Below are 16653 nucleotides of genomic sequence, written 5' to 3'. Positions count from 1 at the left end.
CCTTATTTTTCTGAAAGATGTTTTGGAAAGCAGATATAATGTTTGGTTACGGGTTTCGACAGCGCCTTGAGGCTCAACTGGTCCGACACCTCGACGACGTCCTCGACGGTGCGGTCTTTCTTTAGTATGCGGATCGGCTCGGCTTCCTTGCTGTAGGCCTGATTTTTTATTTTGCCCTTGAACACGAAGTAATGAGCGTCGGATACCGAAATGCCTGCTTTTGCGGCCACGGCTTCAAGATGCGCGTCCATTTCGGCCTTCGTGAATTTATCTTCGCTGAATTTTATCTTGAGCAAATCGCGGTTTACGATCATGCGGCTTAATTCCGACAATATATAGTCGGGATGGAACTGCCAGCTTTTCAGAGCGCTCACGATATCGTAGTCGTCGAGCTGCGAGAACTTATCGAGAATGGGTTTTTCGAAATTCTCGAGCGTGACTTTGTGTTGCATGAAATACAGCAGATTGTCGGCGCAACCCGGAATCTGGCCTTTTTGGACGAGTTCTTTGGCGCGTTTCAGGACCTTCATCAAAATCAGTTCGGCGACCAGACTCGTCTTGTGCAGATACGCCTGCCAGTACATGAGTCGGCGCGCCATCAAGAATTTCTCGACCGAATAAATGCCTTTCTCCTCCATGACGAGCGCATCGTCGACGACGTTCATCATTTGTATGAGTCGGTCCGAATTGATGTTTCCTTCGGCGACTCCGGTATAGAAACTGTCGCGTTTCAAATAGTCCATGCGATCCATGTCAAGTTGGCTCGAAATGAGTTGCAACATGAATTTCCGATGGTATTCGCCTTTGAAAATCTGGATCGCGAGAGAGAGTTTTCCGTCGAATTGCTTGTTTAGTTCGTGCATGAACAGCAAAGAGATCGATTCGTGGTCGACTTCTTCAACGATGCTGTGTTCCATGGCGTGCGAAAACGGACCGTGGCCGATATCGTGCAATAAGATCGCGATGAGCAATGCGTTTTCTTCGTCCGACGAGATTTCGACATCCTTGAAACGCAACACCTCGACCGCTCGTTGCATGATGTGCATCGCTCCTATCGCATGATGAAATCTCGTGTGGTGCGCGCCCGGATAAACCAAATACGACAATCCCATTTGCGTAATGCGCCGCAACCGTTGGAAGTACGGATGCTCGATGAGGTCGTAGATGAGTTCGTTCGGGATGGAAATGAATCCGTAGATAGGATCGTTAAGGATTTTGAGCTTGTTGGTACGCGACACTTTTTTCGATTTGGTACAAATATAACCTGATTTACCAAACATTCATAGTGTCGAATCCCGAACCCTAAACCCTGAACCTTGCACCTTGCACCCTTTTCCAAAAGTTAAACTCCCGTTAACCCGTAAATCATGAAACACAATCCGAAAATTACACGGTTACCTTTATCAAATACTAAAAACGTAATCATGAAAAAGTTCATATTCACACTGGCGTTCCTCGCAACTTGCGGAATCGCCTCAGCCCAACAGGACGGACAGGCCGACCAAGACCAGATCCAACAACAACCGCCGCGTCCGGCGCAGCAACAAGTAGAACGCGCCGCAACGAACAACGCCAAAGCCAATGCCGCGAAAACCCAAAGCGAGAAAGAACTCGAAGCTGAAATGCGCGCCAAGCAGAAAGGACAAAACCAAAGCGTCAAAAACCAGCCCAACAGCGGTGTTCCCGCGAAGTTGAACGATACGTTGAATCCGCCGAAAAAGAGAGCGGCGACGCCTCAACCGTAATTGATTTTAGATTTTCGGATTTGGGATTCGGATTTTTGGAATTCTCCAACCCGGAATTAACAAGGTTTCTTAGGAAGCCTTTTTTTATTGTTATTTTTGCCGAATGTCAACTACGTTCGATCGGAATAATTTTCATAAGAATACGTTTTGCGTGTTTCGCGCTACGGCGATTCCTCGGCGCAAGCCTGATTTTGTGAGCAGATCGGGAAGCCGATATTGGTTTTCCGATGAAGGCGTGACGCGACATTCCAATCATTGGGGGCGAGCCGCGAAATGCAAATGGCGATTGGTGCTCAGCGAAGTTTCATCGCGCGAAAAAACGGGATTCGCCAAATGGAACGACTTCATGCGCGACAACGAATTCGAAAGACTTTATTTTATTTCAATTCAGCACGGGATCGCGAATTACTTCCACAAAGATTCGGGCGATTACCGCGGTGAGTTGCTTCGGACGGCATCGGAAACCGCTCATGAGTGGCGCGCTCGTGGCGTTGCGCTTTCTCGAAACCAGATTTTTCTTCCTTAATTATCCGATGGAATTTTTCGTCGGCGGATTGGCGCTTTTGTTCACCGCGATCGGTATTTGGATCGCGCTCCAACTCGTCAAACCCAGAACGATCATAGTTGAAAAGGAGGTCCGTATTTCCAGTGAATTTTCGGCCGATGAAAAAATCGCGGAACAATTCGGACTTAGTAAACGCGAGCTCGACGTGTTGACGCTTCTTGCGAAAGGACACAGCAACGCCGAAATCGCGGCTGCGCTTTTCGTGTCGACGAATACCATAAAAACGCATATTTCCAATATATTTGGCAAGCTCGACGTGAGCCGACGTACGCAGGCGGTTGAAAAGGCGAAACAGGTTGGGATTTTTTAGGTCCAAGGTTTAGGGTCTGGGTTTAGGAAAAGGTCACCAAAACTTACCATTTTTATAAAATCACCCGAAAGTATGACGCGTAAAACCACCGTGGGACGCAACTTTGCAGCCTAATCAAAATACAATTCAATATGAAAAATTTAGTTTTAAAGTACGGCCTGATTTCGGGTTTGATCGTGAGTACGACGTTGATTTTGTCGGCGATCATCGGGATTGAAGAAGTCATGATGGGCGATTATGGAATGATCATCGGGTTCGGTTCGATGATTATCGCGTTCGCATTCGTTTTTGTCGGCATTAAAAAATATCGGGACGACCAAAATGGCGGGATCGTTACATTCGGCAAGGCATTCAAGATCGGATTACTGATCAGTTTCACCGCTTCAACATTTTACGTATTCACTTGGCTTATAGAATATTATACGCTTTATCCTAATTTTATGGATACATACATCGCGACGTCGTTGGAACACGCGAAAGCGGCGGGAAAATCGGCCGCGGAACTCAAGAAAATGGACGAATCCTTTGATGTTTCCCGCAGTTTGTATTCGAACCCGTTCGGGATTATCGCCGTGACGTACAGCGAGATATTTCCGCTCGGGATAGTCGTCTCGCTGATTGCCGCACTTGTAATGATGCGTCGCAGCCCTCGTGGAAAAAATCACATTGTACAAACCGAATCACTATAGACATGAAAAGAGTTACAGGAATCGGAGGTATTTTCTTTAAATGCCAGGATCCGAAAAAATTGAACGAATGGTACCAAACGCACCTCGGCGTGGAAACGAGCCCATACGGCGCGCAATTCTCGTGGCAAAAGCAAGAGGAATCACACAAGGAAGGTTATACGTTATGGAGCCCATTCCCTGATGAAACGAAGTATTTCGAACCGTCGCAGAAAGACTACATGATCAATTACACGGTCGAGGATCTCGAAGCCCTCGTAGCCGAACTGAAAAAAGAGAATGTCACCGTCCTCGATGAAATCGCCGTATATGACTATGGAAAGTTCGTGCACATCCTCGATCCTGAGGGAAATAAGATCGAATTATGGCAACCCGCGTAGCTGCGCGGTTAAATAAACGTTAATCAATTTCGTTGCTTGGCTTAATTGGAGTAATTTAGACTTGTAATTATAGCGATATAAATACTTAAGAGCCTGAAGAACAATATCAGAGATTAGATTTCTATTTGTTATTTAGGTTATTGATGAGAGAGGTTTCCTTTTTAGGAAACCTCTCTCTGTTTGTACAAGTGCAAAGCGCAAAGTTCAAAAGTACAAAGCTTGGAAGTTTACCAAAATTTTAGCAGGGCGCGAAATGTTAAAATGTTAAATTGCCGTCGATAATTCAACACACAATCATGGATAAAATTCAAATACTTTGGGTCGACGACGAGATCGACATGCTCAAACCACATATATTATTCCTCGAAAAGAAAAACTACGAAGTCACGACGCGCAACAACGGTCCTGACGCCATTGACGTGTTCGACGAGAAAAACTTCGACATCGTGTTCCTCGACGAAAACATGCCCGGCATGAACGGACTCGAAGTACTCCAGGAAATAAAGGAAAAGAAGGCATCGGTTCCTGTGGTGATGATCACGAAATCGGAGGAAGAATATATTATGGAAGAAGCCATCGGCTCCAAGATCGCCGATTACCTGATCAAACCCGTGAATCCGAATCAAATTTTGTTGTCGCTCAAGAAAAATCTCGATAATTCCCGATTGGTTTCAGAGAAGACGACACTCGACTACCAAAAGGAATTCCGCAAGATCGCGATGGAAATGGCGATGGTCAATTCGTACGAAGAATGGATCGATACGTACAAGAAACTCATTTTCTGGGAACTCGAACTCGAGAACATCGAAGATCAAAGCATGATAGAAATCCTCGAATCCCAAATGGTCGAAGCGAATTCCCAATTCGGGAAATTCATCGAGCGCAATTATGAGGATTGGTTCTCGCCGCCTCAAAAGAAATCGAAGGATGAAAAACCGGATCGTCCCGTGATGTCGCACACGCTTTTTCGCGAACTCGTCGTGCCGGAACTTACAAAAAAGGAAAAACCCGTGCTTTTCGTCGTGATCGACAATTTGCGTTACGACCAATGGAAGGCATTCGAATCCGTGGTCTCGAACCATTACAAACTCGAAAAAGAAGTTCCCTACTACTCTATTTTACCGACGGCGACGCAATACGCGAGGAACGCGATCTTCTCAGGTTTGCTTCCGACCGAAATGGAAAAGCAATTCCCGCAATATTGGAAAAACGACGTCGAGGAAGGCGGGAAAAACCTGTACGAAGCCGAGTTTTTGACGGCTCATCTGAAACGTCTCGGTCTCAACATCAAACAAGATTACTTCAAGATCACGAACCTCGCGGGCGGGAAAAAACTCGCCGAGACGTTCAAGACCTATAAAGACAACGATTTGGTGACTGTCGTCTACAATTTCATCGATATGTTGTCGCACGCCAAGACTGAAATGGATGTCGTGAAGGAATTGGCTTCCGACGACAAAGCGTATCGTTCGTTGACGCTGAGCTGGTTTAGGAATTCACCCTTGCTCGAGATCATCCAGCAAGCGCAGCAACTCGGTTTCAAACTCATCATCACGACCGACCACGGCACGATCAACGTGAAGAATCCGTCGAAGGTCATCGGAGATAAGAACACGAGCTTGAATTTGCGTTATAAAACCGGACGCAGCTTGTCGTATGAGGAAAAAGAGGTGTATGCGGTGAAGGATCCGCGTTCCATCGGATTGCCCGCGATCAACATGAGCAGTTCGTTCATCTTCGCGAAAAACGACGATTTCCTCGCCTACGTGAACAACTACAACCATTACGTAAGTTATTACCGAAATACCTACCAGCACGGCGGGATTTCGCTCGAAGAAATGATCGTACCTTTTTTAGTGTTCAACCCGAAATAATATACGATGCATTTTGAATTCGACCTCGACGGCATCCATCTCGCCTCTCGATTCATCCTGGATTCCGATCCGCAAAGAGTTATTCTTTTCTACGGACAAATGGGCGCCGGAAAAACCACGCTCATCAAAGAAATCGCACGCAGTCTAGGCGTTGAAGGTGCGACGAGCAGCCCGACGTTCTCGCTCGTCAACGAATACCACATCAACGATCACGAACGCCTGTTCCATTTCGACATGTACCGACTCAAAAGCGAATCGGAAGCCTACGACATGGGTATGGACGAGTATATCTATTCAGGCGATTGGTGCCTGATCGAATGGCCCGAGCAAATCCCGAATCTGATTCCGGAGAAGTATACGGCTGTGCGGTTGGAGGTTTTGGATAGTGGGAAACGGGGTTTGAGCGTGGAGAACTTTGGAAAGTGTTGATTTGTTGATTTGTTGATTCGTTTATTTGAGGTTCGTCCCTCGCGTTGACGATTATTTCAAAATGACGAAATATTCTCCGGAAGACAAGTATTCAAATAAACAAATCAACGCATAAACGAATCAACAAAAAAACAAATCACAAATCAACATTTTTCCCTAATTTAGGCAAGCAAATTCCAAACCATGGCCTTAACGCCTTTTACCAAACAGCAACTGCTGCCGCAAGAAGAAACCCTTGAGGTGATGCCGCAAAAAAGTGAGCTTTTCATCGGGATCCCGAAGGAAACTTCGTATCAGGAACGTCGCATCTGCTTAACGCCCGACGCCGTGAGTTCGCTTGTCTCGCACGGACATCGCGTGATGATGGAAGCCGGAGCCGGAATCGCCGCGAGTTACTGCGACAAGGAATACAGCGAAGCCGGAGCCGAGATCACGGCCGACACGAGGAAAGTGCTGGGCTGTCCGATACTTTTGAAAGTCGAACCTTTGACGTCTGAGGAAATCGAATTGGTGAATCCGCAGACGATCGTCATTTCGGCCATCCAACTCAAAACCCGCAAAAAAGACTATTTCGAAGCGCTTGCCAAAAAGAAAATCACGGCGCTCGCATTCGAATACATAAAGGACGAAGACGGATCGTATCCGGCCGTAAAATCCTTAAGTGAAATTGCAGGCACGGCTTCCATTTTAGTCGCCGCTGAACTCATGATCAACAACGATTTCGGGAAAGGCTTGCTGTTCGGCAATATTACGGGCGTCGCACCTACTGAAGTCGTAATTTTAGGAGCCGGAACCGTCGGGGAATTCGCCGCCAAAACCGCACTCGGACTCGGCGCTAGCGTAAAAGTGTTTGACAACTCGATCACGAAACTACGCCGTTTGCAACACAATCTGAACCAACGCATTTTCACCTCGACGATACAACCCAAATCACTTTTAAAGGCGTTGCGTCGTTGCGATGTCGCGATCGGTGCGATGCGTGGCAAGGAACGTTGTCCGGTCGTGGTTACCGAAACCATGGTCGAATACATGAAACGCGGATCGGTAATCGTCGATGTAAGCATCGATACGGGCGGCTGTTTCGAAACCTCTGAGGTAACGACCCACGAAAAACCGACGTTCATCAAACACAACGTCATCCACTATTGCGTGCCGAACATTCCGTCCCGTTATTCGAAATCGGCCTCGCTTTCCATCAGCAACATCATCACGCCTTATCTTTTGCAGATTGCCGAAAATGGTGGTATCGAACCCGCAATCCGCATGGACAAAGGGCTTCGCAACGGCGTTTATCTGTATCACGGGATTTTGACGAACAAGGCGATCGGCGAATGGTTCGGCATGCCGGATAGTGATATAAATTTGATTGTTTTTTGAAAATAGTGCAAAGCGCAAAGTGCAAAGTGCAAAGTGCAAAGTGCAAGGTCGACCAAAACTTCGGAAGAAAATCTTTCGCATTTTAAGTTATAAACGTTTAATTTTGCATTTCGAATTAAGGCCTTGTACAGAACTCTGCACATTGCACTTTGTACTTTGCACTCCTCCATGAAACTCTACCAACGCTTCGCCTATTACCTTATCGGATTTACCCTTGGAATTTTTTTCGTCGCCGCCATCTGGAGCGGGAAAGACGTCCGATGCAATTACTTCCCGAACGCGCGTGTGCTCAACGATTTGCGCACCAAACCTTTTTATTATTCGCCTGCGACCGATACAATTTTGTCGCAAGGCTGGATCACAAAGGCCGATGTTAAGACGATTCTTACATACGGCGACGTGGATTTCGACAAAAGTAACATCGCAGTAAAAGGTGGAAAACTTTACGTGATCGAAGGGCAAACTTCAAAAAAACAACCGGTCGTACTCAATCTTGTCAATTATTCGGATAAGGTTCTTTTAAAGTCGGTCGAGAAATCAACTTCAAAATAAGTTTGATGAATTAGCAGTTAAAAGTAAACCGCATTCGAATAATGGTTACTTTTAATGTGCTAAAAATCAAACACATGAATCCAAACAAAGCGTTGTGGGAAAAAGGCGACTTTACCCAAATCGCGCAAGCCATGCGTAAAAGTGGCGCAGCATTCGTGCAAAAATTGGGAATTACCAAAGATATGGACGTGCTCGACCTTGGTTGCGGCGATGGCACGACAGCTATTCCCGAAGCGAAACTTGGTGCAAATGTAATCGGGGTCGATATTGCGCAAAATCTTGTCGAGGCCGGAAACGCCCGCGCAAAGGCTGAAGGACTTTCGAATTGCACATTCCGCGAAGGCGATGCGACCGATCTGCATGAGTTCGGTTCGAATTCGTTTGATTTGGTCGTCAGTGTATTCGGCGCCATGTTCGCCCCGAAACCTTTTGATGTCGCCAAGGAAATGGTTCGCGTAACGCGTCCCGGCGGACGGATCGTCATGGGAAATTGGATTCCGGGCGACCCGACGTTAGTGGCGCAAATCCTTAAAATCAGTTCGGCTTACACGCCGCCACCGCCCGAAGGTTTCGTCAGTCCCATGCTTTGGGGTTTGGAAGACAACGTGGTCGAGCGCTTCGTCGCCGCGGGAATTTCGAAAGAAAACATCTCGTTCAGCAAGGAAAGTTTTACGTTCGATGTGCCGTATTCGCCAACCGAATACCTGGCCACATTCAAAAAATATTACGGCCCGACGATGAACGCCTTTGAGGCTGCCGAACGAAATGGCAAGTCGAACGAATTGCAACGGGAGTTGGAAGCGTTGTTCATCGGTCAAAATCAATCCGGAGATGCCGATAAGACATTGATTTCAGCCACATTTTTACGCGTGTCGGTCATATGCTAAAAAACGGCATGCGAATCCGTATCTTTACGCAAACGAAAAGACATGGCGCGCCGCACTGAAAACGATCTTCCCAAAGCCAAAATAAATACGTCATCGCTGAACCGCGGATCCCAGATTTTTAAATATTCGGGCGAACACCGCTGGAAATTTTACCTCGGTTTACTGTTTTTGGCGTTGACCGGAGCATCGGCGCTGGCCTTTCCGAAACTGCTCGGAATGCTCGTCGATTGCGCCAAGGAAGGAAACATGCCACAGGCCAATACGGTCGCGCTTTCACTCGTCGGGATTCTGTTTTTGCAGGCGTTCTTCTCGTTTTTCAGGCTGTCGCTTTTCGTGAATTTTACTGAAAATACGCTCGCGAGCCTGCGCTTGGCGTTGTACAGCCATTTGATAAAATTGCCGATGACGTTCTTTTCTCAAAAACGCGTCGGGGAACTCAACAGTCGATTGAGCGCCGACATCAGCCAGATCCAGGATACGTTGACGACGACGATCGCCGAATTCCTGCGCCAGTTCATCCTGATTATCGGCGGGATCACGTTGCTTGCCGTGATGAGTCTGAAGCTCACGCTGCTCATGTTGTCGATCGTGCCTTTGGTTGCCGTCGCAGCGGTGATATTCGGGCGCTTCATTAGAAAATACTCCAAGAAAACCCAGGACATGATCGCCGAAAGCCAGGTCATCGTCGAAGAAACGCTGCAAGGCATCAGCAACGTAAAGGCGTTCGCGAACGAATGGTATGAAGTAATTCGGTATTCGTCGAAAATCAAAGAAATCGTAGCTGTCGGAATCAAAGGCGGGCTGTACCGCGGCTATTTCGCGTCGTTCATCATCTTTTGCCTTTTCGGATCGATAGTAGCCGTGGTCTGGTATGGCGTGACGCTCATTATCGGAGGCGAAATGAAGATAGGCGAATTGATTTCGTTCGTGCTGTACTCGATTTTCGTAGGCGCGTCTTTTGGAGGAGTCGCCGAATTGTACGCCCAAATCCAAAAAGCCATCGGTGCTACGGAACGCGTTTTCGAACTGCTAGACGAAACGCCTGAAGACATTAAAGCAATCCCGCAAAGCGACATCCCAAAGATACGCGGAGAGGTTTCGTTCGAACATGTCGCATTCAGTTATCCGTCGCGCAAGGAAGTGCAAGTGTTGAAGGATGTGAATTTCAAGGCCGAATTCGGACAAAAGATCGCGCTTGTCGGCCCGAGCGGCGTCGGAAAATCAACGATCGCATCCATACTATTGCGCTTTTATGACATCGAATCGGGTGAAATCCTGATCGACGGAAAAGACATTTCGCAATATGATCTCGAAACCTTGCGCGGCAACATGAGCATCGTGCCTCAGGACGTGATCTTGTTCGGCGGAAGCATTCGCGAGAACATCGCGTACGGAAAACCCGAAGCATCGGAGGAAGACATCGTTATCGCCGCAAAACGCGCCAACGCATTCAATTTCATCGAAGGTTTTCCTGAAAAATTCGATACGATCGTGGGCGAACGCGGCATTAAATTGTCGGGCGGACAACGACAAAGGATTGCCATCGCACGCGCGCTTTTGAAGAATCCTGCGATCCTGATCTTGGACGAAGCCACGTCCTCACTAGATTCCGAAAGCGAAAAACTCGTCCAGGAAGCGCTTGAGGTTTTGATGGAAGGACGCACGAGCATCATCATCGCGCACCGATTGTCGACGATCCGGAAAGCCGATAAGATTTTGGTGCTGGATAAGGGTGAAATTATTGAACAGGGAACGCATTTGGAGTTGTTGGCGATCGAGAATGGGTTGTATAGGAGTTTGAGTAATTTGCAGTTTTCGTAAGTACCTTTAAGTTTCAATCGAAGCTCGTTTTAGTTCATTAAGGTTTTACGCTGATTAGGCATTTAAGACAAAATATACGATTGTTGATTTATCTAAACTGATTACTTCAAAATCAGTTTAATTCCCTTAATGAACGTAATGGTTTTTATTTTTTTTACAATTAAGATAGTTAAGAATAGTTAAGTAATGCCGTTTACCCAACTTAACTATTCTTAACTATCTTAATTGTTCAAATTTTCGCAACCAACTAACTTCTCAACAACTTTATCGGTTCAAAATTCCTTACCTTAAAGTAAAATTTATCCCGATGAAAATCGCAACCTACAATGTTAACGGCGTAAACGGACGATTGCCCGTATTGCTCAAGTGGCTCGACGAAGCCAAACCCGACATCGTCTGTTTGCAAGAACTCAAAGCACCGCAGGAAAAATTCCCGATTGAAGCCATAACTGACGCGGGTTACAACGCCGTCTGGCACGGACAAAAAAGCTGGAACGGCGTAGCGATATTGGCGCGCGGTCACGAGATCAAAGAAGTCGGACGCGTGCTTCCCGGTGACGCCGACGATGTGCAGAGCCGTTATCTTGAGGCGATGGTGAACGACATCCTGATTTGCTGTTTATACCTGCCGAACGGAAATCCCGCTCCCGGCCCTAAATTCGACTACAAACTCAAATGGTTCGAACGTTTTACGACTCGAGCGAAAACGCTGCTTGACTTTAAGATTCCCGTGATTTTGCTCGGCGATTTCAACGTGATGCCCACCGAACTCGACGTGTACAAACCCGAACGTTGGGTTGACGATGCGCTGTTTCGGCCTGAGACGCGAGCCGCTTTCCATAATTTGATCGATCAAGGTTGGACGGATGCGATCCGGAAGTTATATCCTGATGAAGTGATTTATACGTTTTGGGATTATTTCAGGAATGCATATGGCCGTAATGCGGGTTTGCGTATTGATCATTTTTTATTGAGTCCTGAAATTGCGCCGAAGTTGAAAGCGGCTGGCGTTGACAAACACGTGCGCGGTTGGGAGAGGTCGAGCGATCATGCGCCGGTTTGGATTGAATTGAAGTAGGGTTTACAGTTTAACTGAGGATTTTTTGCCACGAAGGCACGAAGACACGAAGAGTTTTTTTGAATTTGGAAGTTGTGTTGAGGTTGAATGGTATGGGATGGAGGCATGTAAATCGGCGATTATTTGTCGGTCTGGATTGAATTGGGGTTTATCTTTTTTTGCCACGAAGGCACGAAGGCACGAAGGCACGAAGGCACGAAGGCACGAAGATTTTTTTTGAATTTGGAGGTTATGCTGAGGTTGAATGGTACGGGTTGGAAGCATGTAAATCGGGTTATTATTCGTCGGTTTGGATTGAATTGGAGTTTATTTTTTTTGCCACGAAGGCACGAAGACACGGAGATTTTTTTTGAGTTTGGAAGTTGTGTTGAGGTTGACGTTGCGGGTTGGGAGATATGTGCGGTTGGGAGAAGTCGAGCGATCATGCGCCGGTTTGGATTGAATTGAAGTAGGGTTTTTACAATTCAGCTGAGTCGATTTTTTTTAGACGTTTGGTATTCTTTTTTGCCGCGAATACACGAATGCGTGAGTTGTTGTGTTTCTTTTTTGAACTATTTTGGCAGTTTAGAAAAGTCAAGCTCTTTTACTTGGATTTTTCTTGAACATTTATCTTATTGAGAAGATTAAATGTTTTGAGTTCATTTGCTTTGCGCTTTTTAAACCATCAAGATAGTTTAGAAAGTTAAGCGGCATTTGGTTTGAACTTTTTTACCATTAAGCTCATTTTGGACATTCAGAGCATTAAGATTTGGTTTGTCGTGTCATACCGAATTCCTTTTTGCTGATTGTAACAAAATTTTCTTTAACCGCGAACCAAGCCTACAGCCTAAAGCCTACAGCTTAAAGCCATTAAAACTACTTCCCTTTCCTCCGACTACGCTCCGTCTTCAATAACGTCAACTCACGGCTCGTCTGTCCTGCGACCGACGTATTTTCCTCGGCGCGTCGGATCAAATACGGCATCACGTCTCGAACGGGACCGAATGGCAAGTACTTCGCGACATTATACCCGTTGTCGGCCAAATTATAACTGATGTTGTCGCTCATGCCATACAATTGCCCGAACCAGACGCGGTTGTCGTTCTTCGCGATTCCTTTTTGCTGCATCAGTTCCATGAGTTTATACGAACTGTCTTCGTTGTGCGTGCCCGCGAAAACCGCCATGGAATCGATGTGGTCAACCATGTACGCGACTCCCGCGTCGTAGTTTTTATCGGTGGCTTCCTTGCCGTCGCAGATTGGCGTCGGATAGCCTTTTTCTTCGGCTCGTTTGTGTTCTTTTTCCATGTAGGCGCCGCGAACGAGCTTCATCCCGATGTAGAAACCTTCGGCCTTCGCCTGTTCGTGAAGTTGTCGCAGGTAATGCAATCGGTCGTGGCGATACAATTGCAATGTATTGTAAACGATGGCTTTTTCCTTGTTGTACTTGCGCATCATGTCGGCGACCAAATCGTCGGCGGCATCCTGCATCCAGCTTTCTTCGGCGTCGATCAGCAAGGCGACGTCTTTTTCGTATGCGGTTTTGCACACGATGTCGAAACGCTCGATCACGCGGCTCCATTCGGCTTTTTCCTGGGGCGTGAGTTCTTGCTTCTCACCTATTTTTTCGTAGAGTTCGAAACGTCCGAAACCCGTCGGCTTGAAAACGGCGAACGGTATGGCTTCGCGTTCTTTGGCGAATTCGACGGTCTTTAGCGTCATGTCAAGCGCGGCGTCGAACTGAGCTTCTTCTTCTTTCCCTTCAACCGAATAGTCGAGCACCGACGACACGCCTTTCGTAAACATCTTATCGACCACGGGCAAACAATCCTGCTCATTCACGCCACCGCAAAAATGGTCGAAAACCGTCGCGCGGATCAAACCTTCAACAGGCAAATGCGCTTTGATCGCGAAATTGGTGACGGCCGTCCCGATTTTGACCAACGGTTCGTTGTCGATCATCTTGAACAGAAAGTACGCGCGGTCGAGCTCAGTGTCGCTCTTTAAGGCGAATGCGGTTTGTGTGTTGTTGAAGATTTTTTCCATGGGAATTTTGAAGATTGTGCAAATATAACACAGATTCTTTGTCGAAACGCGGTTTGCGCAACGACAATTATCTCCTTTTGGAAAAATTTAGCGAAGTTGGATCATGCCTTCACGACATTGACAGGAATCGAAACCGAAGCATCGCGAGCCTCATCCCATCCGAGTTTTTTCAGCATGCGATAATGCGATTTGAGCGCACCCATGAACGTCGGGCTTTCGATGTACGGAAGGTTAAATTCGGCGGCCGTCGTCTTCACGATCTTGCTGATTTCGCCGTAATGGATGTGGCAGATGTTCGGGAAAAGATGGTGTTCGATCTGCCTGTTCAAACCACCCAGGAAAAACGCCGCGAAACGGTTGTGGGTCGCGAAGTTAGCCGTGGTGCGCATTTGATGCTCGGCCCATTGGTCTTCCATGGTTCCCGTCGGATGCGCGTCGGGGAAATCGGTTCCTTCGACCACGTGCGCGAGTTGGAAAACCAAGCCCATCGTGAATCCTTGTGCCAAATGCATCGCCAGAAATCCAATTGCGAATTGCCACCACGTCACGTCCAGGACCAATAACGGCAACACGACGAAAAGGAAAATATAAAGTCCTTTGTAGAAGAAAAGGTTGAAATACTCTTTCTTGGGGTGCGGTGCAATTCCTTGGCTCGCACGGCATTTGAAGAATTTGATGAAGTCTTTCCGAAGCAACCACGAAATCGAAGCTAATCCGTAAAGCTGGAACGCATACAGGTGTTGGAACCGTTGAATCTTGTTTACTTTCTCATCACGCGAAATTCGGATCAAACCCGGCGCGACCTCGATGTCTTCGTCGTGACCCGGAATATTCGTGAAATTGTGGTGCACGACATTGTGCGTGATGCTCCACACGTATGGATTCGCGCCCAATAAATGGAAAATGCTGCTCAATAACTTATTGGTATTCTTGTCGGACGAAAACGAACCGTGGATCGCATCGTGGCAAACGTTGAATCCCACGAAAGCCTTGCAAGCGCCTAAGACAATTGCAAGTCCGAGCATTACGATCGGTGAAAAAATGCCCGAAATGATCAATCCGTAAAGCATGAAGAAACTGCCGATGAAAACGCCTGCCTTGATCCACATGGCCGAATTTGCGTTCTTGGTACTGCCCGATTCCTTCAAATGGCAATTCACGCGAGAGCGAACCGTAGAAAGAAAACAAGCTTTTGGAGCCTTACTGAATTTAAGTACTGAAATCATGATATATTACGTATTGCTTGCCTGATGTCAGGCCAATGGTATTTACGTTGCTTCGAAATAACCGGTTTGAGCAATACTCTGTTAAAAGTAGGTCTTGGGAAAGTTTGGAGCGCCCGTTCATTGGCGAAATCTTGGTTTGATAACGGCGAAAGATAGGTTTTATTTCAACGATGGTAAAGGTTTGTCGCGACTTTCACCGATATTTTACTCGACGAAGTGTAAATACCGTGTTGTACGTCGGATATGCGCTCGACAAACTCCACGCGCGTTGTGATTTGACAAGTTTTTCATCCGTTCAACGACTTTAAAATGCAGCGTCGCGCATTGTTGGTACGTTTGTACCGTTGTAGTCCAATCTGCACAAGGAATATGAAAAATATCTTTGATCCCGTTTACCGAAAAACCTATATGGAAGGATATTCGGTTGGAACAAACCCGAATTTGGAATTGGTGCCCGGTTTATGTGATGATGCGTTCAGTTCAGGCTTCCACTACGGAAGATACGATTACGAAAGCCGCAATGGCCGACTCGCCGACGGAATCCCGCAAAATCTGCTTACAGACGCCGTACTCGACGATTTTCTGTTGGCCGGAATGCTCGGCATGTCGATCGACACGAGCGGTTACACGCCTTTTCAGCAAAAAATAATAAGCAAATGGTACATGAACGGCGTCGACCAGTACGATCCTGACGAAAGCATTTACCTCTTGGCATTCCTTGAAGTCCTCGGTATCAAGGTTTCCTGACCACGTACATCAGTTATTCAAAATACCACAAACAAACATTCGAGCCCGAACTGCGACTTCGGGCTTTTTTTATGCCGTTATTTCGAGAATCGCGTTTCAGATAATAAAGTATATTTGGATTCAAACGGATCGCGATGTGGCTGTACAGTGTATTCTTCCTTTTTTTGCTTTTTGCGTTCGGGGCGATGCTGGTCACAGGTTTCGCGGTTTTCCTGCTCGGCCAGATGAGCAATCGCGAACGATTAAGCCGAATCGGGCTTAGGATTTTCGTGGCACCGATCGCGATCGTGGCAGTCGTAATGATCGTTGCGGCAGTTTGGTCGTTCGTCATTACCGACACCAATCGCGAAGATATCGCTGGCAAATACGTCGGGATTGAAAACGACAGCTACGAACTTACGCTTTACGAAAACGGGACTTTCGAAATTAGTCACGTTCCTGAAATCGATCTGTGCGCGAGCGGAACGTATCGGTTTTTCGATTTTTCCCAGGATCTGCAGTTCACTTGCGCGCAGACGTCGGTTCAGACGGTTATCGACAACGGCATTTTCGATCATCGGATACGATTCATGGCCGGCGATCCCGATTCGGGCGAAAACGTTTATTTCGAAAAAGTCACAAACTGAATCTTCAACAAATGTTCAAAGGCGACATCAATAGTTTCAGGCGTTACGAAGCGATCAACCTAATTGTGATCGTGGAAATCTTGGTGTTTTTTGCATTGATTGTTTTCAGCAGAACGTTCGCGATCGCGTCGGTCATCATCGCAATCACTTCGATCATTTGGGTTTTGCTCAAGATCAGGCCTGATGAAAACACGCTCATTTTCGACAATTCCGATTTCGTACATATAAATAAACATACAAAAACGCGTTATGGTTACGATTCGATCGCGAAAGTCACGTTTTCCAATCCGCCGAGACATCAAAAAAGCATTACGATCGTGTTGAC

18 protein-coding genes are annotated in these 16653 nt (G+C 46.8%); 15 read left to right on the top strand and 3 right to left on the bottom strand.

Going from position 1 to position 16653, the window contains the following annotated elements; translation table 11 throughout:
• Positions 1–2: 2 nt before the first annotated feature.
• Positions 3–1238, bottom strand: a complete 1236-nt coding sequence (locus tag EOO50_RS16510; protein WP_290841392.1) for an HD domain-containing protein — start codon at positions 1236–1238, stop codon at positions 3–5.
• Positions 1239–1424: 186 nt separating this feature from the next.
• Between EOO50_RS16510 and EOO50_RS16505 the strand changes: the two genes are divergently transcribed.
• The 12 genes from EOO50_RS16505 to xth all read left to right on the top strand — a co-directional run bounded on the left by EOO50_RS16505 (position 1425) and on the right by xth (position 11704).
• Positions 1425–1745: a hypothetical protein gene (locus tag EOO50_RS16505; RefSeq protein ID WP_290841391.1), complete on the top strand. Its 321-nt coding sequence runs from the start codon at positions 1425–1427 to the stop codon at positions 1743–1745.
• A gap of 193 nt (positions 1746–1938) precedes the next feature.
• Entirely contained in the window at positions 1939–2271 is a 333-nt protein-coding gene (locus EOO50_RS16500) for a hypothetical protein (RefSeq protein WP_290841390.1), read from the top strand.
• Positions 2216–2620 carry a response regulator transcription factor gene (locus EOO50_RS16495; protein ID WP_290841389.1) on the top strand — a complete coding sequence of 135 codons (405 nt, stop codon included), beginning with the start codon at positions 2216–2218 and terminating at the stop codon, positions 2618–2620. Before EOO50_RS16500 ends, EOO50_RS16495 begins: the two co-directional genes overlap by 56 nt.
• A 131-nt stretch (positions 2621–2751) precedes the next feature.
• Complete coding sequence (locus EOO50_RS16490) at positions 2752–3309, top strand: DUF4199 domain-containing protein (protein ID WP_290841388.1); 558 nt, start codon at positions 2752–2754, stop codon at positions 3307–3309.
• 2 nt (positions 3310–3311) lie between these two features.
• The gene (locus tag EOO50_RS16485) at positions 3312–3686 is read left to right on the top strand and encodes a VOC family protein (protein ID WP_290841387.1); all 375 of its coding nucleotides are present in this window, start codon (positions 3312–3314) and stop codon (positions 3684–3686) included.
• A gap of 296 nt (positions 3687–3982) precedes the next feature.
• On the top strand, positions 3983–5560 hold the full coding sequence (locus tag EOO50_RS16480) for a response regulator (RefSeq protein WP_290841386.1): 1578 nt from the start codon (positions 3983–3985) through the stop codon (positions 5558–5560).
• 6 nt (positions 5561–5566) lie between these two features.
• On the top strand, positions 5567–5989 hold the full coding sequence (tsaE, locus tag EOO50_RS16475; protein WP_290841385.1) for a tRNA (adenosine(37)-N6)-threonylcarbamoyltransferase complex ATPase subunit type 1 TsaE: 423 nt from the start codon (positions 5567–5569) through the stop codon (positions 5987–5989).
• 183 nt (positions 5990–6172) lie between these two features.
• Positions 6173–7366: an alanine dehydrogenase gene (locus EOO50_RS16470; RefSeq protein ID WP_290841384.1), complete on the top strand. Its 1194-nt coding sequence runs from the start codon at positions 6173–6175 to the stop codon at positions 7364–7366.
• Between the two features lie 168 nt (positions 7367–7534).
• Positions 7535–7918 (top strand): DUF4258 domain-containing protein, encoded by a 384-nt coding sequence (locus EOO50_RS16465; protein WP_290841383.1) that lies wholly within the window; start codon positions 7535–7537, stop codon positions 7916–7918.
• A 74-nt stretch (positions 7919–7992) separates the two neighbouring features.
• Positions 7993–8805 (top strand): methyltransferase domain-containing protein, encoded by an 813-nt coding sequence (locus EOO50_RS16460; protein WP_290841382.1) that lies wholly within the window; start codon positions 7993–7995, stop codon positions 8803–8805.
• A gap of 42 nt (positions 8806–8847) precedes the next feature.
• Positions 8848–10626 (top strand): ABC transporter transmembrane domain-containing protein, encoded by a 1779-nt coding sequence (locus EOO50_RS16455; protein WP_290841381.1) that lies wholly within the window; start codon positions 8848–8850, stop codon positions 10624–10626.
• 307 nt (positions 10627–10933) lie between these two features.
• A complete protein-coding gene (gene xth / locus EOO50_RS16450) occupies positions 10934–11704 on the top strand; it encodes an exodeoxyribonuclease III (protein WP_290841380.1) in 771 nt (256 codons plus the stop codon).
• Between the two features lie 855 nt (positions 11705–12559).
• Here xth and EOO50_RS16445 read toward each other — a convergent pair.
• Positions 12560–13729, bottom strand: coding sequence for a proline dehydrogenase family protein (locus tag EOO50_RS16445; RefSeq protein ID WP_290841379.1), 1170 nt, complete (start codon positions 13727–13729; stop codon positions 12560–12562).
• A gap of 101 nt (positions 13730–13830) precedes the next feature.
• Positions 13831–14955 (bottom strand): acyl-CoA desaturase, encoded by a 1125-nt coding sequence (locus EOO50_RS16440; protein ID WP_290841378.1) that lies wholly within the window; start codon positions 14953–14955, stop codon positions 13831–13833.
• Between the two features lie 369 nt (positions 14956–15324).
• Here EOO50_RS16440 and EOO50_RS16435 point away from each other — a divergent pair, with 369 nt between their 5' ends.
• From EOO50_RS16435 to EOO50_RS16425, 3 genes are all read left to right on the top strand, one after another.
• On the top strand, positions 15325–15702 hold the full coding sequence (locus EOO50_RS16435) for a hypothetical protein (protein WP_290841377.1): 378 nt from the start codon (positions 15325–15327) through the stop codon (positions 15700–15702).
• A 134-nt stretch (positions 15703–15836) separates the two neighbouring features.
• A complete protein-coding gene (locus EOO50_RS16430; RefSeq protein WP_290841376.1) occupies positions 15837–16328 on the top strand; it encodes a hypothetical protein in 492 nt (163 codons plus the stop codon).
• Between the two features lie 11 nt (positions 16329–16339).
• Positions 16340–16653: hypothetical protein (locus tag EOO50_RS16425; protein WP_290841375.1), on the top strand; the 314-nt coding region annotated here is incomplete at its 3' end.

It is taken from the genome of Flavobacterium sp. (assembly GCF_004211145.1).
Classification (GTDB): domain Bacteria; phylum Bacteroidota; class Bacteroidia; order Flavobacteriales; family Flavobacteriaceae; genus Flavobacterium.
Note: the sequence above shows the minus strand (reverse complement) of the source record. Positions and strands in the feature narration are given on the sequence as shown.